This window comes from Candidatus Ichthyocystis hellenicum (assembly GCF_001460935.1).
In the GTDB taxonomy this organism is placed as follows: domain Bacteria; phylum Pseudomonadota; class Gammaproteobacteria; order Burkholderiales; family 2013Ark19i; genus Ichthyocystis; species Ichthyocystis hellenicum.
In genome coordinates, this window is sequence record NZ_LN906597.1 from 234,546 (window position 1) to 258,520 (window position 23,975).

A 23,975-nucleotide genomic window follows, 5' to 3' on the forward strand; every position below is an offset into this window, starting at 1 on the left:
ACAAATAAAAGTCTCAAAGCACCTCGTTTTTATTGACAACTTCTTCATTAACCAAACCATATAACTAACAAAAAAACAGTTTCCCTATATTAAAGGAGTTGCAGTTTATAAAGAATAGAATGAATAAAAATTTTATTTTTTGTAATCGTTATCCCCTAAGAAAAAACAACTATGGCATTAACACGATGTAAGGCAAGATACAAAAACACAAAAGATGTGTATAGACATTAAAAATCCTTAATTATTACTTTACCCAATAAAAAAGCCCCGTAATAGGGGCTTTTTTATTGAAGATCTATTTTTATTAACGACATTAATCACTATCCTCTACTCTTTCCCTATCTCCGTCATCCGGTTCGTCATCTCTTTCAGATAAAATGTTTAACAAAGCTCTAGCCTGACTAACAACTTCCTCGTCAGCAAAAAAAGGATCAATTTCTTCACCTCTGATAACATAGTCAAATATGGCCTTGGCACTTTCAATATCCCCTATCATAATATAGCACTGGCCTGCACGTAACAAAGACATTGCTGAGTCAGCACCACATATTCCGGCATAACTGTACAAAGATAAAGCCCTTCTGTAGTCCCCCATATCGTAGAAACATCTAGCTGCAGCAGATAAGTACTTTGGTGAACGGGGTCTCACAGTTAAGAGAAATGAATACATACCATCAGCTTTTTCGAATTGCTTATTCCGCCAAAAACTTAAGGCAATAGAGTAAATCATCTCAGCAGAATCGTCAGAGAAAGCACCCTTTCCTATTTCTTCTAACTGATCCATCTGGGATTCTTCTAAGACAGCTTTTGTATCCATTTCTCACCTCTTGTTGTAAATTGTTCTACATATTGTTAAAGGCCGATGCTTGAGCTGCGGTATTAGCACGATTTACTTCTTGCAAAACCTGCAATATTTGCTCTCTAACTCCACCCATCCTATTTTGCCACTCTAAGGCAACTTCAGCTTCAGATTGATCCCGGCGAGCAAATGCCTCTTGCTCAGATTGAGCTGCTGTAGCATGAGACACTTGAGCACTAGCTGCTGCTGCACCAGCTGCTCCTGTGGCCCCACCTATTTTCCCCAGAGCATCCGCAGTTATGGTAGCCTTTTGGGCTTGCATATCCTTTTGGCGCGCCTGATTCAGTAAAGTATCTTTCAATGCATCAATGGAACCACCACCTGCTTCAGCTACATCTGTAGGCTTATCTGCCAGCTTAGGATTACTGGCAGTTGCAAGACCTGTCATCTCCGGATTTGTTAATTTAGAAGCCTGAGATTTTAGGTCTGCTGCTGCTGCGTTGGACTTCATAGCTTTAACAGAAGCCCCTACACCACCAATACCCATACCAAGACTAACCCCTGAAGAAGCCATAGAGGTAATAAAAGCTGCAGTAGCCCCTCCTCTCATCTCACCAGCCGCATCCAAACTATTTTGTAGGCCCTGGCCTGCTTCCGTCATACGCTGCTCCCTCCTACTTGCAGATTGCTCAGCAGATGACTTTATCAGGACATTCAAAACTTTGGCCATCAAAACTTGAAAATTCTCGCCATTGGCAAGACCAGCATTTAACGATGCAGATGCTCTAAGTTCATCGCCAACTTCAGGTGCTTCTGGACTTCCCATTTGCTCCTGAATAGCCATAGACAAAGATTCCCTTAAAGCAAGATCTTCATTTTTTACCTCTGCTCCACTAGCTGTACTAGCCCCTCTGTTAGCTAAAATCTGAGATAACTTTGTCATCAACTCGTCAGTACCTTGCCCCTGAGCACCCTGGGCAGGAGTATTTACACTTGTATTAATATTCATTTTGCATCTCCCAGTTTTATAGTTGTTCTAATGTTTAAATTTTTCCGTATTCATCACACCATACTACGAAACGCTGATCCAGAAGATCTTAGAATACTCTGTACAGACTCATTAGCCATCTCTTGCATCTCTTTTAAATGAGAAACAAGATCTTCCAACATATCTTCTTCTAGTGTTTGTATATTTCTCAAAGCTTCTAAAAACCCTTTTATTTCGGAAACCTCAGCTTGAATAAGTGTAGCATCGTGCTGACGCTTAGCTTGATACATACCATATCCAGCCTGAGTGGCCTGCACCCCAGCCTGAACTGCTTTTGCTATATCATCACTAATACTGGCCAACTTAGAAACATCATCAACCGATCCAAAAATACCTGCCACAGAAGAAACAACTGTACCTGTGGATGCCGCAACTCCACCAACATTCATGGTAGCTCCAGCCAAAGCAATCATCGCAATAAAACTCATGACTACCCCAAAAATCCTGGCCCAAGATTCTGACATACCTGCACTTTGACCTGCTCCTTCAAAGAAAAGAGCTATTACTCCTGGATCACCCAGGAAAAGACCTGTTGCGATACCAGTAGCACCAGCCAACATTTTAGCCACACTCTCAGCTTTTTCTATGGACATCCCTGCCTCAATTAACGACTCCTCAATCCCTTCTGCCATTCTCCGAAGCACACCAGTAAAGGTTACATCCTCCCCTGTAACTTCGCTAACGATAGATAATCCAGAATTAACCAAACCCATGACAGCTGCAATAGCAGCTATTATCATTTGTGGACTAGCAGTTAAAACAGCAGCTGCAATGGCTACTACAGCAACGACTATCAAAAAAATAAATAATAAAATTTTAAATATAAGATCAATTACACTGCTACTACCAGCCTCTATGTACTCTTGTACTTTTTGTACATTTTTTTCATGCAGTTTTTTGTAATCATCCTGCGCACCCCTAAGTCTAGTTACAGATGCAGCCACCATTTCACGAACTTGCGAAGAACTTCGATCTTTTATCAGCACAACAGCATCTTCTGGCGACATATTTTGCAGATACTCATACCCGCTTGGCATTTTTAACTGCCCTGGACCAGTATCATCAGAACTTAGATCACCCATCAGCTGCCCAAGAGTACGTACATTATATTCTGTACCTTTGCTAGAATCTTGGGTCGTAGAAATCTTTTCCAAAAGCTTAGTGAGATTCAAATCATCACTAGCCTTATCAAGTTTAGCTTGCTCTTCTTCAACTTGCTCAGAAACAACATCAGCATGCGCCAAAGAAGAAACATCACCAGCTTCTTTGGGATTAACATTAGACTGCATAATCACCTCAGCTTTCTTTATTCTTTTCTTCCTGACCTCCAGACTTTTCTTTCGAAGAGCGGTTCCTCCTAAGTAAATCTAGCTTTGCTTCAGCAACAGATTTAAAATTCTTCAAATCATCCATTCCAGAACAACTTTTGATAACATGCTCCAAATACTGCTCTGCTTGGTCGAGAGACTTGTCTGCAACTATCAGACACTCGGCTATACGAAACGACGACTCTATATTAGAAACACCAGGATCAAGTAAAATTGACGACAAATAAATGTTAGCAGCATTTATGTACTTCTTCTTCTTTTGCAAACACGCGGCTAATCCAAACATGTACTCAGGATTAAGGTGATTCAATCTAACTAACTCGTGAAAAACCTTATGTGCCTCGTCATAGCGACCTGAATTATATAACTTAACGGCGGCATAGTGAAACATCTCTACCAATTTTGGAGAACGACCCTCCCACTCTGCCAATGTCCCACCATTAAACAGATGAGACATAAATAAATCCCCATCTGAAAACTCACTCTCAGCATTCTCACCATCTTGCTTAGCTTTATCCATAATCCCTCTATATTTATTTATTTTAGTATCAGATTATGCCCAAAAAACCGATAAAAGCACCAAAAAGCAAAAACAAGACATCACAACATACTTCTCAACAGCCAAAAAACCATCAAACAAGATTACGAACAATGGCCTTGAGAGAATTGAAAAACGTTTGCATGGAATTCGTGGTCATATCAGAATACACCTGAGATTGGTTGACACCCATTTGCAGTCTCGTGGCATCCTGCTGACTTAGAGAATTCAATTGATCGATGGACGCACGAACCTTCTCTATCGCACCAAGCAAATCTCCGTATGTTTTAATAGAGTTAGGGTCTTGCTGCAGGGCATTAAGATCATCTATAACTTCTTGGGGAAGAGGAAGAACAGACTTATCCGGCTTAGTATCGGCTGGAAATTTAGCTTTATAGCTCTGCAAATCACCCAATGTCTTGTTCAACAAGGCAAGCTGCTTGTTCTTCTTATCCATTTCCAAAAGCTGCAGACGAACCGTATCGTTCTGATTTTGCATGCTCATAGTACCCACAAGCAAAACCAACACCTGCATAGCAACATCACCAGGATCTTGAGCAAACAACGCCTGAATTTGCGGCGTCTGAAAAGCAAAATTATACGACACATACCATGGATCACTTGCAGGCATCACCATCCTCCATCAGTCAAACCACCACAAACCACTTTCTAAGGACCACTACTAAATCCAGTCCTTCTTCTTCTTCTTTCTTACCTTCTTGCCCTCAATACCACCGCCACTCAAAACAACATCTAGAGGAACATTACCCATCCCCCCTTCATTCTTTGACTTATCGTTTCCTTCCTCCCTTGTAGGAACAAAAGAAGACCCACTCTTTTCTTCAGCCATACGACAAATCTCCCGCTGAATAGTATCGTACATCTTTTTAAGAGTATCACGCTCCTTATCGGTAAGATGACGCTTAGCAACATCCAAAAAGTCGTAGCTAACACCCTCAGCCTTGAGAGCAAGCTCCAAACTCTTCTCATTTTGCTCAACAAGAACACGCGCCTCATCAACCAGTTTCTCTCTCTTCTTTATTTCCTGCGCTATTTCCAATGTATCCGTTGACATAGCATCCTTCCCTGAAATGCCCCTAGTCCATCCCAATCTCTAAGAACAAACCAGGATCCTACCTCAAAAATTTAAACAAAAAATCAATTCAATGATGTTCATAATATTTTTTAAAACCCTACTCAGGAAAACACCAATAAAACAAGGATATAATCCCATATGGCTCGTGAATGCATGTGCCATAATTGTACACCAACTAGCAATCTAAAGGTGTTCGCCAATCCCAAATCTTATAAAGTGTAATACCAATTAAGGGAGTCATTAGAAATTACCATGATAGGGAACTTGTTAACCGACAAAATCATCGCATCATCCTAAAATTACAGGGTCATCCGTGACGGTAATAGTGGTGCGATGATAGTGGTGGCTTACAGATTATACAAAGGAGAAATGCCAATGGGTCCTTCTCACATAGGTCGTGTAGCAAGAACTGTATCAACTCAAGCCGTAAAGTTTCCCGTGGGTGGTGGAGGACAACAAGGATCGGAACTCGCGGAAGAAGATCGCGATCTCAGCGGCATCAGAAACGAAAAAACTAGGCGCAGCAACCCCGTTTCTCAACAAGCACATGCCTCACGTACATTTGCTTCACCAAAATTCGTGGGAAACCTATCTGACATTGATATGGCAACTGCCTCTGCTAATGTTGAGGAATTATCCCTAGCAGCATCCACACTTAGTAAGCGGGTAAAATCCCTAAAGGATCGCAAGTTTGAAGTAGAAAGCGAGAGCCCAGAACAACTATCAGAAACAGAAGCAGAAAAATATGCTGAAGTTACCCTATCTGACCTTTCTGGAATTATGAGCTTGTCTAAAAAGCTGTCCAAAAGACCCAAAAATGCTCGTCAGTTAACAGAACAACAGTACCCAGAAGACGAAGTTTCACAAGATATGGTTCTGCAATTCGCTCTTAACCTTGCTGAAGGTGAACTAAAAGAAGCTGAATCAGACCCTAATTCCTCTGAGGAAAAGATTCGCGATTTAAAAAAAATACGCTCTAGCTTAATGGAGCAGCTTAGAGAACACCGCGTAGAGAATGGCCAGGCAATACGAGCAAAATTCAACATAGCATCTGCTGCAAGAAGCTTTGCTGAATCCATCAAAAGCTCAGATTTATCAGAAAAAGACCGAAAACAACTTAAATCGGGAATAAAAACGTTCCAAGCAGTTTACTCTAACATTGCTGACTCATACTCCCCAGATACGGAAAGCGGGGTACAAGCCCTACACGAAGAAGCCCTACAAAATGCTTCTCTGCGCTCGCTTTACTTGATGATAAAACAACGATTTGGACTAGAAAACATTCAGAAAGGTTTCTCGGAAGTCGTATCAGCTATATCAGCAGATATGAATAGTTCACAACCCTCCATTGGTTCAGCTAACTTAACCATTATGTTGAAAGATTTCAAATTTTTGGCCGCAACCAAAAATGTGTATGATTCTTGTAAAGACTATACTGACTTAATGAAAAAACAATACAAGTTTGAGGTATCTCAATCAACTATGACCGACGAGTGTGTATTGCTCAGTACTGAATCTTGGGTAACAACAAACCATTATCATCAAATTCTAGTAAAACATAAAGTTTATGACCATGGCTCAAATGACAAGGAAAACATCGACAGAACACGTTTAGCAATATGTTTCATGAATGCTATGCTTAGTGGTGTACGAGAAGTACCTGAAGCAATGATGCCTGATGGCGAAGAAAGTCGTCTAAAAATAATATCTGAAGGAGTATCTGTTCTTGATGGGTTAGCAGAAACAGAAGAGCTTCTAGACGACGACATGACCACGGTTGAATCAGTTGATTTTTTGCGCCCTGAAGAAAATTAAGTACACTAGCAAATAAGCAAAGAGGAAAATCATGTCTCCGGAATTTGTCATAGCGGAATATCAAAAGTACATTGGCATGGACTTGCCAGATGAGGTACAAGGATCAGCTTTTCAGCTAGAGGATCCTTCACGTGGTTGGTTGTTTGGACTCGACAGCGATCGAATCCACGTCATTCCCTTTTACGCAATACCGGCTATATATTTTGATGCAGAAAAAAAAGAGAGAGCTCTTGTTTCCGTTGATATAAGACGACAACGAAATACACCGGGACTTGCCGTTAGTGTTTCTGACATCAATAATCAGGAATGGGTCGTTGCCATTATGAGGATATCACCCCAAAAAGCATCACTTGATGTCATTGATGACAGTATTGCTAAACTACAACGCTTCCTAACTGCTATTATAAGCTAGCCAAATAACCACTTATCGTTGCGTATTTTAAGAAAAAAATCATCACCTTCTTTTATGATAAATACATATAGAAGGAGGTACGATGGATAAATCACTAGGCTTAACAACACCAAATCTACTCTCATTCAACCATGGTCTCTTATCAATTGATCATCATGAAGAGAACATACCCGCTGATGAATCTGTCAATATACCAGAAGAATTACGCGTTTTACCTTCTGATAAGCTACTGGACCCGTACTCTGGAACAGCACTAGATTTCAAAGGACACCTAGCTGATCAAACACTGAAGGCCTTAGCACCAAAGATTGATAACGATAAGTTATTTTTGTCTGATGTTTTTCTCATGCACATGCAATCAGCTGATGAAAATTTTAGAAAATTGGCAAAAAGAACTAAAAATAAGAACTTCAACAAAGCAGTTCATGTTCTTATAGAAGAAATGGCTTTACGAGAATTACTTTCTAATTCTAGAAGTGCACTTATTTCCGTATAACATAGGTTAAAAATGAGCAACAATGAACGCACAGAACGATACGAAAAATACACAGAAAAAACCTATTCGACTCTCACGAGATGAGCGCGATGTTATCCTTTTGCTAAGCTATCAGTATCTTCATTATGGTAAGTTTAGTCAGGCAAAAGACTTACTAGTAGGGGTACATACATCTAGGCCTCGCGATCTATCAGTGCTACCCTTATTGGCCTATGCACAACTTCGTTGCAAAAAGCCGAAAAATGCATTAAAGATAATGTACGAACTGAGAAGAAGAGACTGGAACAGCCCGGAGTATTACTTACTAATGGCACAAGTCTTACAAGAAATTGGAGACACAGAGGAGTCACGTCGCCATTACAAGCAGTACGTTCGCATGAAATTAAGTCAAAAGAGACATTTGCCCGAAACTGTTGGCTAGGATGCCCCTTAACACTAGCAATAAATCAGGCTATTACTGATTTCGCTCATTCTAGCTTAACATAAACCTGTACTGATACCGATCGATTGGAAAGTCCTTATGCAATCAATGCTCATAAGACTCATCTCAACCGCAACTAAGAGAAATGATCTGGTCGTAGCGGCAGCTATCGTCATGGTCGTCTTCATGATGATTATTCCGCTACCAACTTCCTTAGTGGATATCCTCATTGCAGTTAATATGAGCGTAGCGTCTATTCTTCTCATGGTATCTCTGTACTTACCGAATCCTCTAGCATTTTCTTCATTTCCATCTGTACTGCTAATTACTACCCTATTTCGTCTAGGTATTTCCATAGCTACAACTCGCTTGATTCTTTTGAATGGCGATGCCGGACATATTATTTATACATTCGGATTTTTCGTAGTAGGAGGTAACTTAGTTGTTGGTCTGGTAGTATTCCTAATTCTTACCGTTGTCCAGTTTATTGTTATTACTAAAGGTGCTGAAAGGGTATCTGAAGTAGCAGCTAGATTCTCTTTAGATGCTATGCCGGGAAAACAAATGTCCATCGATGGTGATATGCGAGCTGGGGCAATAAACATGGAAGAAGCCAAAAGAAGGCGCTTCTTAGTAGAGAAGGAAAGTCAGCTGTATGGTGCCATGGATGGTGCCATGAAATTTGTTAAAGGTGACGCAATAGCTGGCTTAATCATAGTATCAGTAAACTTAATCGGCGGTATAATAATCGGAATGTTGCAGAAAGATATGACTGCCGGTGATGCTATGCGTGCCTATTCCGTGCTATCGATCGGTGACGGTCTGATCAGCCAAATACCGGCTCTTTTCATATCCATTTGTGCCGGCCTGATAGTTACGCGAGTATCATCTGTAGAAGGTGGACCAAGTAACGTTGGTAAGGATATCGGTGAGCAAATTTTTGCACAACCACGAGCTCTTATCATCGGATCAGCTATCATGCTTGGTCTGGGATTTGTACCAGGAATGCCAACAACGGTGTTCTTCTTAATAGCGGCAGTAATAGGTCTCATCGGGTACATTTTGTTGACTCGTCATGACGAAATCGTCAAAGCCCAAAAATCTATGGACCAAAAAGAGGCAGAAAAAGCTGCCGGATCTGCTGCTGCAGATAGCAAAGCAGAAGAAGATCGAGAATTCGCTCCTACTGTTCCTCTTATTCTAGAAGTTTCTAAGGGTTTAGACCAAACATTTAGCACAAGTGTATTAAATGACGAACTAGTCAAGATCAGACGCGCCTTGTACTTGGATTTGGGCGTTCCGTTTCCAGGAATACAATTACGTTACACGGACAGATTACCTGAAGAAACATACGTTATTCAGCTCAATGAGGTTCCTATTTCTCAAGGAAATTTAAAACCTCGCCATGTATTGGTTCGTGAAAATAAGAAAACCCTGCAAACCCTAAACATTGATTTTATTGAAGGAGAAAGCTTTTTGGGTGGAATCGCAACCATATGGGTAAGAGAAGAGCTTGAACCAACGCTAACTCAAGCAAACATCACCTGTATGCGTATAACCCAAATCCTTACTTACCACTTGGCAACCATATTAAAAAAATACGCTACCGACTTCCTCGGCATCCAAGAAAGCAAGGCATTACTAACATCGATGGAATCAAAATTCCCTGATTTGATTAAAGAAATAATGCGTGTCATGCCAATTCAAAAAATAGCCGAGATCCTACAGAGGTTGGTGTCTGAAGATATTTCGATAAGAAACATCCGCACAGTCGTAGAGGCACTGATCGAGTGGGGGCAAAAAGAAAAGGACTCCGTTCTACTAACTGAATACGTGAGAACAGCACTGAAACGGCAGATCAGCCACAAATTCGCGCAGGAAAAGAACTCCCTTCCAGCCTACCTGTTCTCACCAACAGTGGAAGACATGGTAAGAAACGCCATCCGCCAAACATCAGCTGGAAGCTACTTGGCACTAGATCCACAATCCAGCAAGCGCCTGGTAGCAAACATCAAAAAAACCATCGGTGACGTACAAAGTGTTGCAAAAAAACCAGTACTACTTACCTCTATGGATATCCGCAGATACATAAGAAAGCTGATCGAGCAAGAAATGTACGAGATACCCGTCCTGTCTTACCAAGAATTGACACAGGACGTAACCGTACAGCCATTAGGAAGAGTAGAAATGTAATACACACTCTATTATTCCCCATCATCACTGCAAATCTTCTTGGCTTCTTCCAAATTATTTGCGATGGGGAAAAGAGACAAGAAACCACTTACATCGAAAATTTCATGAACCATGTTAGATAAAGCAGCCAAAACGAGAACCCCCTTCATAGAGCGAACCTTCTTACCTAAGAGGAGAATGACTCTAAGTCCGGCCGAGCTAATATACATAAGATCAGACATATCCAAGATAACCTTAGTATGGTTGCCATCTGCGACCAAAGTCACAACTCTCTCGAAATCAGAAGCAGAAGCACCATCAAGACGATCACTGAGATGGACGACATACGCACCATCCTCAATACCCTCAGTCCAACCCACGGTAACCTCCCCTCCTATAAGCAAAAGGAAGTAATATACATGATGCAGGTTAATAAATACAGACGTCGACCTGCAAAGTAATAATATGGAACAAATTATGGAAAAAATGTCTCATGAAATCAGGATACTAGCAGGGCTCCATGCTGGTGCAAAAGTAGCCGTATCTGGTTCAATCACTGTTGGATCAGACTCTAACTGTGACATCGTACTAAACGACCCAGGAATACTACCGCAAGCAGCCTTTATCAGCATTGATAAATCATCTTGGTCAATCAAACTGGCTGATAAAAACTATCCTTTATCAATGTCTTTCGGTGATATTTTTTGGATCGGTATCGTACCAATTAGTGTAGCACTGAGCACACAAATATGGCCCAAGGACATACCCTCCCCAGAACAGACCAAGCAATATTCCAAATCTGATGAGAACGATGAGGATGATGATGATTACGACGATGAAAACCTAGAGGACACGATACAGGAAGGGCAAGCAGAAGAACAAGATCCAGGAAGCGCTATCAGTGTTAACTCAAAGACGGCAAACACAATCACAAAAAAACGCTTAGAGACCGTAATTGGCGGCATTGTGGTGGCACTAGTAGTACTGATATCTACTGGCTCCTACCTCATGATTAATCACCGGGAAAAACTTACTGATCGTCAAAAAAATATAAGTCACATGAATGAGTTGGAATTCAGTGTACGTGCTCTCATTGCTCCGGAATTTGCAAAATTTAACCTCTCTATTGAAAAAACAGATTTCAAAAAAGTAATTGTTTCTGGATACGTACCTGAAAGAGCAGACATACACCATATTGAAAGAAAACTATCCTCTCTAGCAAGAAATGTTGTTCTTCGTATTTTTGTAATATCTGAAATTGAGGAAAGTGTTCAAGAAATTCTTAAAGAAAAATTTGCCAACATCCGGCTAAAAGATGTCTCTCTAAAGGGAGTAGTAACGCTAATTGGGTTTGGATCTGACAACGATCTAGCACAAGTTGACTCTTCACTTGAAACTACCGTTATGGGAATAAAATCAGTAGACCATAGAGGGGTAAAATCAGGAGCCAACATAGCGGAGGAGTTCGAAAAAGAGGCTCGCAAGCTCGGGTTTGACACTCTGTCTTTTCGTTATCTTGAAAACAATATCTACGTTAGCGGATCACTTAATTCTTCGTCTATGCATGTATGGGATCAACTACTAAGTGAGCTCAGCGCTAAATATAAAACTCTGTTGTCTGTATCTGCAAAAATAGTAGAGATTCCAGATAAACAAACGCAACATCCCCAAAACACAACACCAGGTAAATATGCCAATGCCATTTATAAAACTACAAAAGACTATGGTGCATACGGCATATATGGGGTTATCAATGGTGCCAATAAGTACATTATTACTGAAGGCGGTGGACGTGTTATGGTGGGCGGCCGCGTAGGCAATTTTCGCTTAGCTGAAATTAATGATAACGAGATCGTGCTCGACGGCCCTCAAAAATTAATTTTGAGAAGATGACATATGATGAAAGAAACTACAAAAATGACCGATTTTGGTCGAGAAATAAGTGCTGGCAATAGCAAAAAAGTGGAAAATTATATGTCAGTACTGCATAAATCTCGACAACGGTTGGAAAAAGTTATTCGTCAGGGAACAAAAAAGACAGATTTTGAGTCTTATACCTGCTGCTTTAATGCAGTATGTTCAGCTATCTCTTTCTTGGACAAAGTATCAAAGCTATAGAGACAACAAATCGCCTGGATGTTAGATAAAGTAAAGTCCATATCGTTCGATTGGGAGTAATAAAAATAAAGGAGTCGCTATGCAAAACCACTTTGGAACATCGGCACTAGGATTCGAAGATGCCGCTTCACTGATGTCGTACGCAATTGAAGCAACTGATACCAGACTTAGGGAAATGATCAAGAAAATTGGGTCTAAGCCCGACCCTTCTGCCACAGATATGTTATCGCTACAAATGTATATCCACACCTGGACAGTAATACTAGAAACCACAAGTGCAATAATCAAAGACATTAGTGATTTATTCAAAGCTATCATTCAAAGAATGTAATTAAAAAATATTTATCTCCAACCCGGTGAGTTGTACAATGTAATATATTACACTTGTTGTGGGGAATGGATATATAACGGTATGGTGCATCATCACCACGGAGACGGAAGTGGTATTATCACGAAGAATAAGAACAGAAAGGTGCATAAATGAATACTATGGTCGATGCTAAAAGCTTAGTGGTTGAGCTAGGGTCCTTGCTGAAACTTCCTGGTCTTAAGCTCAATGAACAGGGAGTAGCAAGCCTTATTGCAGACAAAAAATTCTCCGTCAATCTTGAGCATTCGTCCGTGGATGGGGTAATACACATTTATTCTAAAGTTATGGACCTAGATGGTCCTGTATCTGATGTTATTTGCCGCAAACTAATGGCCTTAAACGCTTACGGAAACGAAACGTCTGGGGCTAGCTTTGCCTGGGATGAGCTTCACCACGAAATCATCCTGTGGAGAAGAGTTGACTTACAAGTAGCTAATGCGCACTACCTCATGGGTGTTTTGGAGCTTTTCTTGGACCAAGTCGAACGCTGGCGCAGCCGGCTTGAAAGAGGCCTAGAGAGCCTAGAAGAGCCGAGAGCTCACGAGGGACAAGGCAGCCACTCATCAGGACCTCATCCGGCGGCAGCTCAAATCAATGCCATTCGTGGCTAATTACGTCCCAGGTACCGAATGACCAAGCAGGTAGTATCATCACCTTCTGCAAGCATTCCAGAGAACCACTTGATGTCATTCAGTACCAATTCTGCATAGTACTGGGCAGACTCCCCCCCAGTATGTCCAGAGAGTACATTCCTCAGCCGATCACCTCCATATAAACCTCCAGCATCAGAGGAAGACTCTGACAGGCCGTCTGTGTAAACAAAAATCACGTCTCCAGGGTTCATCTGTACACTTTTACATGTATACCTAAACCCCTCCAATACAGCCAGAGCAATATTCTTTTCTATAGGCAAAAAATTTGCAGAACCATCACTATCCACCATAATAGGCGGAGGATGACCACAGCTGACATAAGACAGATGCCCGGTACTGGAATCAAGCACACCAAGAAATAAGGTTACGAACATAGCTTGAGGATTATCTGCACACAATAGCTCGTTGAGTTGATCAACAACCTCATTAAGCGCTTTATTCTGCGTTGCTAATCCACGAAGAAGAGTACGTGTAATAACCATAAAGAGAGCGGCAGGAATACCTTTACCAGACACATCGGCAACAACAAAACATAATGAAGAAGGTGATAATTCAAAGTAATCGTAAAAATCCCCACCAACATCACTAAACGGAATCATTTTGGCAAATAGGTCTATTTCTGTAAATGATGGTGGATTCTTGGGTAATTTAGCCTCCTGAATACTTCTAGCAATATCAAGTTCCTGCTGCAAAACTCGAAGTTGGGCTTCATTAATAAGAGCAACTTGTAACTGCTTTAATAACACACGAAGACGACTCTGCTGATCTACAACCATGTGTGTCAGTTTTTTAAAAAGTGAGGTAAAACTAGCAAAATCTGAAAAGAACCCCCCCCCCAAAACGCTTTTATGGCGAGTAGTTTGCTGAGTACGCCTCAACTCTTGAATAATCTGTTCTTCCGACTCTTGATCAAGAGTTTGAGCCAAAATCTCCAGTTGTCTCCTAACTAATCGCGCCCTTTTTTCAGTAACTCGATCACGCTCCTGAATAAACATGTCGTACCGTAACCTATTTTCTCGCAGTTCATAAATTAACTGAAAGAATTGACTAGATTCATTTTCGTGGGTAAGCAAATCCCCAGCTATAGGTGGAATAATCTCCCCCCTCGATAAAGAGGCTAATAGGTCATATACGTTAGATAACCAAGATAATCCTTCATGAACACTCAGTAACAACCACACCCAAATTATTCCCAAAAAAACACCAAATAGTACGAAGAAAACAGCCAATTCCTGTTTGATTTCCATATAAAAATCCGTCTGATCTATACGTGATACCAAAGTGGCTAAATGAGACGAATTGCCGTTGAGCAATGGTTGTGTTAAAAAGAGGTAGTGTTTGCCATTAGTGTATGAATCAAAAAATGCAGGGTAAATATCATTGATGTTGGGAACTTCAGAATCAAAAAGATCTCCCTCTAACAGGTGGTTTCTTGTATCAACAATTAATGACTTCCATCCTAAAATTCCATAAATAACCTTCAAATCTCCGGATAAAAATTTGAAAACTATCTCCACCTCTCCAGACTTATTAGAACTAGAACAAAACCATGCCAAATGGTTTTGTTTATCAGGAATTAATCCACAAGTCTTGTTTTTATTAAAGAGCAGCAACTCCTTTTTACTGAGACGAAAATACCCGTACAATTGAGCAACATTAGTTTTCCAGTAGTAAATTTTCTGACCACCAAGAAGCGTATCGGTAAAAGCCTGAGGAACGTCTGATAGAACAACCTTATCCTTGGACATAGACATAGAATTCAACAAATATTCAAGTCTAGTTAATGCTCGCTGCTTCAAATTATTCCAAGCATGTCCTTGGAAATACAGAATTTGCAAATTATTCTCTCTTATACGACGCTTAATTTGCAAAGAAAACAATATGGATCCAGAAATATAAATCAAGATCACGGCAATAGTAATACGGAAAATAAAATTATTTTTAATGATCATATAATCTTTCACCGTAATAATAAACAGCTATTCCGCCAAATATAGAAATAATGGAAAAAGTCAAATTTAAGCTTCCCCAATTATCCATCAAATAAAAAAATCCCCCCCCCAAAAATAAGGCAGCTATCGATAATGGTGAGTATACGTGCTTCACCAAATTATCATTATTGTCAGATATATCTATAAAAATGCCCTCAATTAAACTCAGAACAAAAATCAAAGCATCCCTAGACAAAAATCGCACCCAAACACCAGACAGCAAAGGAATTAGAAACAGAAATATACCTAAAGATAAAAACATCAAACGCCTGATGGTAAAATTATTGTTCACTAATGAAAATAGTTTTAGTCCGCAAGCTAAAGCGATAAACCATGCCGCCAAAAAGTGAGAAGTTTGATAAAAAGCCACCCAGCATAATCCGCCACCCACAAAACAGAAAAACAAAACAATAATAGGTGGAAATGATAACCAAAAATTAGACAAACTTTTAACTGGGACCAAAGAGTAACGCCACACTGGATTGCGATGAATGTATCTCCACAAAAAATATGAAGTGACAAAAGATAAAACGGCTGGGAAGGAACTCAATACATCACCAGATACTCTTTCTAGAAGAACATAAAAAAGCGGTATCGGCACGAAAAATCCGCTAATAAGATGCCGAATCGGCCAACGTAGCGATTCATGTGAGGGTATAATATACCTGATAAGCTCATTTCTACTATCAGGCAACAAAGAAAGAGAATGACAAAAAAGACCAACAGCAAAAGCAGCCACTGAAGTACCAACTAGTCGGTACTTCCAAAACAACATCACCCCTGTCCACAAACACCCCATTGCTAAAAATCCCACAAAGCGACGTGAATACCGATAGGTAACTGTATTGGCAAAAATAATTCCAAGTAACAAACTAAAAACAACAGAAAACAATATTAACGGCAATGAAATTCTAGACAACTCTACCATCACACTCAACTGACATGCCACCAAAATCGTCATCCAGCGCAGCTCTGTCATTGGAGCCCAAGCAGTAAGCATGGTTATATAGCGCGATGTAAGTTTGTCGTGGGATTGAGCATCTTGAATTAGCTGATGGCAAGCATCCACAATTTCCGAAGAACCTGTACTGTTTTGCAAAACATGGCAACGCCTCTGCAAAAAAGAAAAAATTTCATTTATAGACTGCACCAAAAACATCTGTTGCTGTGTTGATTGATCGGAATATCTGGATGGAACAAAAGCCAGCTGAGAAAAATCTCCCTGAGCCCAAAAATTGAGATTTCTTCTATAACACCAACGACTTAAGCATAATCCTGAGTTAATCAAACTCAACATCAGCTCGTATATCACAAAGAATCCGAAGAACAACACCACACTCAGAACAAGAAATGGAACTGAAAAAACAATACTGTCGGGAACAAAATACATTCTTAGAAAATAACCTTTACTGGAAGACGAACCACCAGGCAAGTGTAATTTAGCAATTTTGTAATATTCAGACTTGCCCTGTCTCACTGACCAAACAGAATTGTGATTCTCATCCTCTATCTCAACATTAATTACCTCATCCGTAGAAAAATTTTGCAATTTATTAAGGTAGGATTTAAGCATGCGCAAACCATCTTCATGTAGCAATATTCTCTGGGAGGAACTGAAAACATTACGAAAAAGAAGATCCCTTTGCGTTTCTATAATTTGTTCAGAAATAGGAGTTAGGATTACAAAAAGATAACGAAATAAAAACCCTGTCATCAGTAATGCAACCAAAAAAACCGACAGAGTGACCCGTGACACTCTCATGATTAATCATCCTCTAGTTGCAAAAGAAACACTTGAGCTTTCCTAAGTCGACGCCAAGCAGCATCAAAACGGTCCTGGCCTCTCTCTATAACCCTCATATCAGGTTCATAAACATTCTTTATGTGCGGAATAAAAATAAATATAAAAATTGCAGAAGATAAGAGCACCAACAAAATAAAAACTACCACCAAACCTACCCAATCCAACGAGAAGTTATAGTTTGGAACAATCCAAGAAAGCGCCATATGAACATTCAGATCAACCCGGTCGACATCACTAAGAACAGGCATCCCAACAACAAAGTAATAAGGAGAAACAACGTGCCAAACATAAGTCTGAAGAGAAATGCTGCGAAACGCTTCTTGCAGCCAATCATCAGAAACGTAGTGTCCCACCTCAACCGGATTTAAACTTAGTGTCGTTTCCGCTCTCCTTTGAAGTGAGTCTATTTTAAATATTTCACCATTGTACAAATAAGGAGATAACTCAATTTGACTCTCTCCAAGAACCCGTTCAAAAATTTCTTTTTTACTTGCATCAGAACTAGCACCAGATTCAACTTGTAGAAAAAAATCCTCAACTCGAATAAGTCTGGAGATATCTATATAGTTATCAAAAGTGTGCAGCCTAGTTTGGTAGAAAAAATTATCAGAAACCACCACTATAATTGCGGTCGCAAACAGTACCATGCACAATAAACCAAAAGCGGCTAATTGAAGGATACTCCTAATCCAAAAACGATCGTAATCCTTATTTCTAGTGAACCACATAATACTCACCGCCTTCCACCACAGACAGGCAGAGGAGAACGATTATGATAATGCACAAAATCAAATTTATGCTCAAAATACGGCTCGCTTCCCTCTTCACGGCTACACTCGTACCAACTATCAGTCAAAGCAGGAAAAACCACATCCCCCTCGTAATCTTCGTGAATTTCTGTCAAAAATAAATCTTTAGCATAAATCAATCCCCACGCATACAAACGTGCCCCACCCATTATGAAAATTGGCTTAGCACCGTTTACAAGAATCACTGCATCCTCTGGAGAAGAAACAAAGTTTACACCACTGGGAGACATTGATTTGGGAAGTGAAGTTACGACAACCATATCCCGTCCAGAAAGAATATAGCCCCCAAGAGATTCCCAGGTAAACCTACCCATCAAGACAGCAGACCCCATTGTTTTGCGCTTAAAAAAAGACAAATCAGCAGGCAAACGCCATGGTATTTTACCATCCCTACCGATGACACGATTACGACTACAGCAGGCAATCATGGACAACACCGCCTAACCCCTACAACCCAAACGCCACAAAGACCCGAAAACCGAAGCCACTTTCTTTCTTTTGAGAAGATGCCAAACATTACTCAAACAAACAGATATTGGTGACTCAACATAAACAACTGAACCAAAAATCAACTTCTTTTCCAGAAGGAGAATGGAATCCAGCAATAAACTGTCCATACCAAAAGGTGGATCAAGAAATACTATGTCATAATGGAGAGAAGAATCCTTGAAGCTACGCAAAAAACTTGTGGCATCCCTCCTAAAGATCTTCGTATTATTTTCCGTCTGAAGATCTACAACAGCCCTATGGACACCAATTATAGCACGAGGATCGTTGTCCACAAAAGCAGCGCCAGCAGCTCCACGAGACAGTGCCTCAAAGGCCAAAATGCCACTTCCAGCAAATAAATCCAAGCACTGCAATCCAGACAAATCTTGACCCAGCCAATTGAAAAGTGTCTCACGCAACCTCACAGGAGTTGGACGCACAGAAGTATCATCAATAAAACTAATAGCTCTGCTACGCCAACGACCCCCGTGTATAACTAGACGCCCCACACTAATGACCCAAAGACTTAATCATATTGCTGTCAATGGGAGAATTTTTATCGTTTACAGGACCAACAATAGCAGTTGATAAGAAACGTAACTTAATGTGAGATCTAACCGCCTTACAAACACTATCCCTTGTCACCGAGTTAACATGCGCGCCATAGGAATCGATCCAACTAGGAGAAAGGCGATAAAAGCCCATGAGAGATAGAATATGAAGATATCCTAAACTAGTGTCCTGTCGTAATGAAAAATCCTTTATCAAACGTTCCTTGGCCTCACTAACTTCTACGTCAGTAAAACAGTCTTTAACAAGTCGATTCAACTCTTCTTTAACAGCAGATATAGCATCACCCGCCCTATTGTCGCGCGTCTGCAAGGAAATGCCAAATAATCCCTTCTTCTGCTGCGGCAAAAAATAAGTTCTTACAGAATAGGCTAAACCCTTACGTTGGCGAATATTGAGAGCCAATCTGGAAGATATTTGGTCTCCGCCGAAAGCCTGATTAGCAACCAACAACGGAAAGTAATCAGGATCATCATAGGAAACAGCAACAACACCCATCGCTATATGAGTCTGACGCGATAAAAAGTTTGTCTTTTCAACATGACCACGTAAAACCCTTACTCTGGGAAGAGAATATTTTCTAGTCCCAGCATGTAGCCCAGACAACAAACGACTAACTATACTATCCGAAGTCTCCCTGGACACATGACCAACAATAGCTATCGACAATGAACGCTTATTATAGTGCTGATCATAAAAATGTTTTATATCTGCGGCAGAAATACTGGCGATACTACTTTCTGTAGGCATAACCCCATAAGGATGTCCAGAATAAACCTGTCTGTACAGGGAACGCTTAACGTAAAAACTAGGAAAACTCTTCTCAGTTTTTAGATGTGATATCATCAAGCGCTTCTGGCGTTCAACAACATCTGGCAAAAATGATGGATTAGTTATGAAGCTGATCACAACACGTAGAGCATCATCAATAGCGGCTGAATCGGACAAAGTTCGCAAGTGAATAACAGATCTATCGGCATCCACAGTAGCACTATAAGAAGCCCCTAAAGCAGAAAATTTATCAGCTATTTGAAACTCATCTTTTTCTGCAGAACCCATAGACAACAGCGAAGCAACAAGACTAGCCAATCCAGAATATCCCTGGGGATCATAGGCTGACCCAGCAGCAAAAGACAGGGAAATATCAAGTATTGGAGAACGCTTCGTTTCAACAAACAATACAGGAACGTTATCAACATACCAATGCTGAACAGTAAGTGGCACGGAATTAGCAAGAAAACTAACCACGGTAAACATTGACATAATAAAGCAACGTACCACCCTACCCATTCAAAACCTCCTCGTTATATTCATCTGATGGCATACTCTCACTACTGTGTTTAGATGTATCTCTGTTCAGAACAGGCCTAAGCTCACCACAAGTCATAGAAAATCGTTGGAAAAACTTTTTAGCAACACGCTGTACATCTTCTTTTTTTACTTCCTGAAATGATTTATAAAATTTATCCCTCGCCGCTAAATTCCATCCTGACATTGCAAAATATCCTATATCAAAGGACTGGTTTGACAAAGAGTCTTGATCAAATATGTGTCTAGCATATAAAGATCTCTTCGCCGAATAAACTTCATCCTCTGTAGGACCCTGCGTCTGAATATCGGAAATAAGCGACCAAACCACCCTGCGAATAGTAGATAACTGAGCCCCATCCCTTGCTACCAAAGAAATCTTAAATAAGCCTGGACCACGACTAACAGGAGAATAGTCAATGGATAAATACTCCACCAACTTTCTTCTTTTGATAAGCTCTTTATTCAAACGAGCCCCAGAATACCCACCCAAAATGTAATCCAAAACTTGCAAAGCTACAGTATCAATCAATGGAACACCCACTTTCCATGAAGGAACCGGCCACGCCAAAGAAACCATAGAAAAAGTTACAGGCAATTCCAATACAAAATACCTAGCGCCCCTTTGGGGCAATTCTGGCTGTGATTTACGAACAGGAAGATCCTTTCGCGGAATATCAGCGAAAGAGGCCTCAACCAAGGAACGCGCCTCCTGCACTGTAACCGCTCCCACCAAAACCAATAACGCATTGTTAGGAACATACCATTCATTGTACCAATGCTGTACATCATCAATTGTCATTTCATCGAGATCCGCACGCCAACCAATAACAGGGTTACGGTAAGGACTGGTCAAAAATGCGGTTGCATAAGACTGCAAGTCAAAAAGCTCTTTGGAATTATCATCTACACGCAGCCTACGCTCCTCTATCACTACCTGACGTTCCTTATCAAAATCATCTTTATCAAGGGTAGCATTTCTCATCCTATCTGCTTCTAACGACAAAACATACCCCAAGTCAGACCGATTAATTTTTTCGTAGTACACAGTCAAATCACGGTCGGTTCCAGCATTGTAAATGGCACCCACTTTTTTCAGATGATTAACAAATTGCAACCCTGGATAAGTGTGAGTCCCGCGAAACATCATGTGCTCACATGCATGAGCAACACCTGTAACCCCTCCCACCTCATCAATACTACCAGCTCTGTAGAATAGGGCGACAGAAACAACTGGAGATTGGTTATCATGAACCACTGTTACCATCATACCGTTGGATAATGAAAAACTACCAGACAAACTTGATAAATCTTCGGCAAATAAAAATGAATTTATTAACATGGATCCAAAAAATACGGCCATTAATTTTAGCTTAATCATAAAAATTTCCTAAAATTAGCAATACTGTTCAATGCGGTGTATTTATTCTAATGGTAGAATAGGAGCGTTAGTCAGTAGCATAAACATGTTGCATGGTAACAGATCAAACCCCCACTGTTAGAGATATGGTCTGATATATACGAGGTTAATCGTCGATGCTAACTTTCTTGAAAAAAAAAGTCTCCTCACTAAAAAGCAGCAACACTGGCAAAGAATCACCGGCTACTGGTGAAAATGGACAATCAACGTGGGCTAGATTCAAAAATAGCCTCAGTGTAACTAGAAATAAAATTCTTTCTAATCTCAAAGGAATGTACTCCAAAACATCCTTAGATGTAGACGTTTATGAAAGGATAGAGGAAACCCTAATACTAGCTGACTGTGGCCATGAAACAACAAAGGAAATTTTATCTAAACTTGAGGCAACTCAGAACAAACATTCATCAACTAGTATCCACAATCTCCTACGTGACGCATTGCGTGATAAAGTTTTGCCACTAGAAAAGAGCCTTACTCTTGATGAATCACCGACTGTTGTCCTCGTGTGTGGAGTCAACGGCTCAGGAAAAACAACTACCATCGGCAAATTGGCTAAGTTTTGCCAAAATCAAGGCAAAAGCGTCCTTCTAGCAGCTGGGGATACTTTTCGTGCAGCCGCTACAAACCAACTAGACATTTGGGCTAACAGTACCCAGGTAACCATGATCTCTCAGGAAAAAGGAGAACCAGCATCGGTTGCATACGACGCTATCCAATCAGCAAAGGCAAAAAATATAGACGTGGTGATAGTTGACACTGCAGGCAGAATGTCCACACAGTCTCACCTTATGGCAGAACTTGGAAAAGTAGCACGTGTTGCTGAAAAATCACTCGGCAAACCTCCTCAAGAGAAGATCATAATAATCGACGGAACCATGGGTCAAAACGTACTCCGCCAAATTGAAACATTTAATGAAACCATGAATGGGCTGTCTGGTATAATAGTAACTAAATTAGATGGCTCTGCTAAGGGGGGGACTATAGTCGCTATCGCGACTAAATTTAAAATCCCGGTCTATTTCATCGGAGTAGGGGAAAAAGTAGACGATCTTGTCCCATTCAGCGCCTGCGATTACGTTGATGGCCTGATAGGAACCGAAGACATGATAGAAGACACTACTAACTAAGTAGAAAATCTATTTGCGGCTACTACCGGGACTTTTGTTCCACAGTTCCTCAATTGCGTAATACTCTCTAACTTCAGTCAACATGATGTGTATGATTGTTACCCCTGCGTCTATCAAGATCCAATTGCCGTCACCCTCTCCTTCTACACCAACAATCTGATATTTATCCTTCCTCAATGCCTCAACCAAATAACGGCCTAACGCCTGGACATGGCGAGGATTGCCAACGGAAGCCACAATCATGGAATCAAAAATAGTGGAAAAAGAAGAGGTATCTAGAAAAACCACATCCTGGGCTTTATGCGTCTCTAGTGTGTTAATTATAAGCTGATGTAACAAATCATCCATGAAGACATCCCCACTGGTTATCGGTAAAGGTCATGCTCAGATATATAAGCAGCAACGTCTGGAAATAAACCAGAATAATTATCGGAAGTACGAAGAGCATTCCTAATATGAGTTGAAGAAACAGAAACCGGAACCATAGGCACATCTAAAACAACACCATAACATTGCCCATGAAGCAAGTGCTTTTGACGACCACGCCACAGCAACGACAACGGATCCGGAAGATAACTAGGAGCAATATCCCTATAGACGATAGCCAAATTTACCTCTCTGAGAAGATCAACACCATCTTTCCAAGTCAATAAACCGACAAAGCTATCCCATCCCAAAACAACTGTTAGCGGAAAATCATATCCCCACTTCTCCCGCAAAGCACGAACTGTACTGATAGTATAAGTAGATCCAGATCTATTAACTTCATACAAACCAACTTCATGCCCTGGACACTGCGCAGTAGCTCGGTAAAGCATACTCAACCGGTGATTCATGGGGGCACCTACATGACTTTTTTGCCAAGAATTACCAAGCATCCAAATCATCCTGGAAAAAGAACACGCTAGCTGCACAGAACGAGCCACCGCAGAGTGACCATTATGCACCGGATCAAAAGTGCCACCAAAAATTCCTATGTGTTCTCGCATAGAATGTCTTGTATCTACCAATCGCAAAGCAATAATACACCTTTACAACAACTAATGCTGGTACCAAATCAAGCTAGTACAGTAATAAAGTAAGTAAAGTTTACTTACTTTTACATAAAATTAATGACTTTACATCAAAAAAAATTAAGTTTAGTTTATGTATAGTGAAAAATTACCCCCTGCTATGAAGACAAATTGTGAT

The 23,975-nt window shown here is 40.5% G+C and carries 26 protein-coding genes; 10 read left to right on the forward strand and 16 right to left on the reverse strand.

Features of this window, described 5'->3' with window-relative positions:
- Nucleotides 1–313: 313 nt before the first annotated feature.
- The 6 genes from Arg41_RS01090 to Arg41_RS01115 all read right to left on the reverse strand — a co-directional run bounded on the left by Arg41_RS01090 (nucleotide 314) and on the right by Arg41_RS01115 (nucleotide 4,788).
- Nucleotides 314–817 carry a tetratricopeptide repeat protein gene (locus Arg41_RS01090; protein WP_092342700.1) on the reverse strand — a complete coding sequence of 168 codons (504 nt, stop codon included), beginning with the start codon at nucleotides 815–817 and terminating at the stop codon, nucleotides 314–316.
- A 25-nt stretch (nucleotides 818–842) separates the two neighbouring features.
- Nucleotides 843–1,808 (reverse strand): hypothetical protein, encoded by a 966-nt coding sequence (locus tag Arg41_RS01095; protein ID WP_092342702.1) that lies wholly within the window; start codon nucleotides 1,806–1,808, stop codon nucleotides 843–845.
- A 53-nt stretch (nucleotides 1,809–1,861) separates the two neighbouring features.
- Nucleotides 1,862–3,136: a type III secretion system translocon subunit SseC family protein gene (gene sctE / locus Arg41_RS01100; RefSeq protein ID WP_092490420.1), complete on the reverse strand. Its 1,275-nt coding sequence runs from the start codon at nucleotides 3,134–3,136 to the stop codon at nucleotides 1,862–1,864.
- 7 nt (nucleotides 3,137–3,143) lie between these two features.
- Nucleotides 3,144–3,695, reverse strand: a complete 552-nt coding sequence (locus tag Arg41_RS01105) for a tetratricopeptide repeat protein (protein WP_092342706.1) — start codon at nucleotides 3,693–3,695, stop codon at nucleotides 3,144–3,146.
- Nucleotides 3,696–3,807: 112 nt separating this feature from the next.
- Nucleotides 3,808–4,344: a hypothetical protein gene (locus Arg41_RS01110; protein ID WP_092342708.1), complete on the reverse strand. Its 537-nt coding sequence runs from the start codon at nucleotides 4,342–4,344 to the stop codon at nucleotides 3,808–3,810.
- 51 nt (nucleotides 4,345–4,395) lie between these two features.
- Nucleotides 4,396–4,788 (reverse strand): hypothetical protein, encoded by a 393-nt coding sequence (locus tag Arg41_RS01115; protein WP_092342710.1) that lies wholly within the window; start codon nucleotides 4,786–4,788, stop codon nucleotides 4,396–4,398.
- 396 nt (nucleotides 4,789–5,184) lie between these two features.
- On the opposite strand from Arg41_RS01115, the gene Arg41_RS01120 reads away from it, so the two are divergent.
- The 5 genes from Arg41_RS01120 to sctV all read left to right on the forward strand — a co-directional run bounded on the left by Arg41_RS01120 (nucleotide 5,185) and on the right by sctV (nucleotide 10,146).
- On the forward strand, nucleotides 5,185–6,624 hold the full coding sequence (locus Arg41_RS01120) for a hypothetical protein (protein WP_092342713.1): 1,440 nt from the start codon (nucleotides 5,185–5,187) through the stop codon (nucleotides 6,622–6,624).
- Between the two features lie 31 nt (nucleotides 6,625–6,655).
- The gene (locus tag Arg41_RS01125) at nucleotides 6,656–7,036 is read left to right on the forward strand and encodes a hypothetical protein (protein ID WP_092342715.1); all 381 of its coding nucleotides are present in this window, start codon (nucleotides 6,656–6,658) and stop codon (nucleotides 7,034–7,036) included.
- 82 nt (nucleotides 7,037–7,118) lie between these two features.
- Nucleotides 7,119–7,532, forward strand: a complete 414-nt coding sequence (gene sctX, locus Arg41_RS01130; RefSeq protein WP_092342717.1) for a type III secretion apparatus assembly protein SctX — start codon at nucleotides 7,119–7,121, stop codon at nucleotides 7,530–7,532.
- A 22-nt stretch (nucleotides 7,533–7,554) separates the two neighbouring features.
- The gene (gene sctY, locus Arg41_RS01135; RefSeq protein ID WP_092342720.1) at nucleotides 7,555–7,953 is read left to right on the forward strand and encodes a type III secretion apparatus assembly chaperone SctY; all 399 of its coding nucleotides are present in this window, start codon (nucleotides 7,555–7,557) and stop codon (nucleotides 7,951–7,953) included.
- Between the two features lie 99 nt (nucleotides 7,954–8,052).
- Entirely contained in the window at nucleotides 8,053–10,146 is a 2,094-nt protein-coding gene (sctV, locus tag Arg41_RS01140) for a type III secretion system export apparatus subunit SctV (RefSeq protein WP_092342722.1), read from the forward strand.
- 11 nt (nucleotides 10,147–10,157) lie between these two features.
- Here sctV and Arg41_RS01145 read toward each other — a convergent pair whose 3' ends face one another.
- Complete coding sequence (locus Arg41_RS01145; RefSeq protein WP_157722209.1) at nucleotides 10,158–10,505, reverse strand: STAS domain-containing protein; 348 nt, start codon at nucleotides 10,503–10,505, stop codon at nucleotides 10,158–10,160.
- Nucleotides 10,506–10,602: 97 nt separating this feature from the next.
- On the opposite strand from Arg41_RS01145, the gene Arg41_RS01150 reads away from it, so the two are divergent.
- The 4 genes from Arg41_RS01150 (at nucleotide 10,603) to Arg41_RS01165 (ending at nucleotide 13,224) form a co-directional block, all read left to right on the forward strand.
- Nucleotides 10,603–12,018 carry an FHA domain-containing protein gene (locus Arg41_RS01150; protein ID WP_157722210.1) on the forward strand — a complete coding sequence of 472 codons (1,416 nt, stop codon included), beginning with the start codon at nucleotides 10,603–10,605 and terminating at the stop codon, nucleotides 12,016–12,018.
- 3 nt (nucleotides 12,019–12,021) lie between these two features.
- Entirely contained in the window at nucleotides 12,022–12,243 is a 222-nt protein-coding gene (locus Arg41_RS01155; RefSeq protein WP_139057370.1) for a hypothetical protein, read from the forward strand.
- Between the two features lie 79 nt (nucleotides 12,244–12,322).
- A complete protein-coding gene (locus tag Arg41_RS01160) occupies nucleotides 12,323–12,574 on the forward strand; it encodes an EscF/YscF/HrpA family type III secretion system needle major subunit (RefSeq protein WP_092342726.1) in 252 nt (83 codons plus the stop codon).
- 149 nt (nucleotides 12,575–12,723) lie between these two features.
- A complete protein-coding gene (locus Arg41_RS01165; protein WP_092342727.1) occupies nucleotides 12,724–13,224 on the forward strand; it encodes a type III secretion system chaperone in 501 nt (166 codons plus the stop codon).
- Here Arg41_RS01165 and Arg41_RS01170 read toward each other — a convergent pair.
- From Arg41_RS01170 to Arg41_RS01200, 7 genes are read right to left on the reverse strand one after another with little or no spacing between them, the layout of a single operon-like run.
- Nucleotides 13,221–15,218 carry a PP2C family protein-serine/threonine phosphatase gene (locus tag Arg41_RS01170; RefSeq protein WP_092342728.1) on the reverse strand — a complete coding sequence of 666 codons (1,998 nt, stop codon included), beginning with the start codon at nucleotides 15,216–15,218 and terminating at the stop codon, nucleotides 13,221–13,223. The two genes, Arg41_RS01165 and Arg41_RS01170, sit on opposite strands and share 4 nt — an antisense overlap.
- Entirely contained in the window at nucleotides 15,208–17,019 is a 1,812-nt protein-coding gene (locus Arg41_RS01175) for a hypothetical protein (RefSeq protein ID WP_092342729.1), read from the reverse strand. Before Arg41_RS01175 ends, Arg41_RS01170 begins: the two co-directional genes overlap by 11 nt.
- A 2-nt stretch (nucleotides 17,020–17,021) precedes the next feature.
- The gene (locus Arg41_RS01180; RefSeq protein WP_092342730.1) at nucleotides 17,022–17,789 is read right to left on the reverse strand and encodes a hypothetical protein; all 768 of its coding nucleotides are present in this window, start codon (nucleotides 17,787–17,789) and stop codon (nucleotides 17,022–17,024) included.
- A 5-nt stretch (nucleotides 17,790–17,794) separates the two neighbouring features.
- Nucleotides 17,795–18,298, reverse strand: a complete 504-nt coding sequence (locus Arg41_RS01185; RefSeq protein ID WP_139057371.1) for a dihydrofolate reductase — start codon at nucleotides 18,296–18,298, stop codon at nucleotides 17,795–17,797.
- A gap of 12 nt (nucleotides 18,299–18,310) precedes the next feature.
- The gene (rsmD, locus tag Arg41_RS01190; RefSeq protein ID WP_157722211.1) at nucleotides 18,311–18,868 is read right to left on the reverse strand and encodes a 16S rRNA (guanine(966)-N(2))-methyltransferase RsmD; all 558 of its coding nucleotides are present in this window, start codon (nucleotides 18,866–18,868) and stop codon (nucleotides 18,311–18,313) included.
- A gap of 1 nt (nucleotide 18,869) precedes the next feature.
- Complete coding sequence (locus Arg41_RS01195; RefSeq protein ID WP_092342733.1) at nucleotides 18,870–20,219, reverse strand: M16 family metallopeptidase; 1,350 nt, start codon at nucleotides 20,217–20,219, stop codon at nucleotides 18,870–18,872.
- Nucleotides 20,212–21,618 (reverse strand): M16 family metallopeptidase, encoded by a 1,407-nt coding sequence (locus Arg41_RS01200; RefSeq protein WP_092342734.1) that lies wholly within the window; start codon nucleotides 21,616–21,618, stop codon nucleotides 20,212–20,214. The genes Arg41_RS01195 and Arg41_RS01200 overlap by 8 nt, the downstream gene beginning before the upstream one ends.
- A gap of 155 nt (nucleotides 21,619–21,773) precedes the next feature.
- Between Arg41_RS01200 and ftsY the strand changes: the two genes are divergently transcribed.
- Nucleotides 21,774–22,784: a signal recognition particle-docking protein FtsY gene (gene ftsY, locus Arg41_RS01205; protein ID WP_092342735.1), complete on the forward strand. Its 1,011-nt coding sequence runs from the start codon at nucleotides 21,774–21,776 to the stop codon at nucleotides 22,782–22,784.
- Between the two features lie 9 nt (nucleotides 22,785–22,793).
- Here ftsY and rsfS read toward each other — a convergent pair whose 3' ends face one another.
- Nucleotides 22,794–23,132: a ribosome silencing factor gene (rsfS, locus tag Arg41_RS01210; protein WP_092342736.1), complete on the reverse strand. Its 339-nt coding sequence runs from the start codon at nucleotides 23,130–23,132 to the stop codon at nucleotides 22,794–22,796.
- Nucleotides 23,133–23,149: 17 nt separating this feature from the next.
- Entirely contained in the window at nucleotides 23,150–23,800 is a 651-nt protein-coding gene (locus Arg41_RS01215) for a nicotinate-nicotinamide nucleotide adenylyltransferase (protein ID WP_092342737.1), read from the reverse strand.
- Nucleotides 23,801–23,975: the final 175 nt, after the last annotated feature.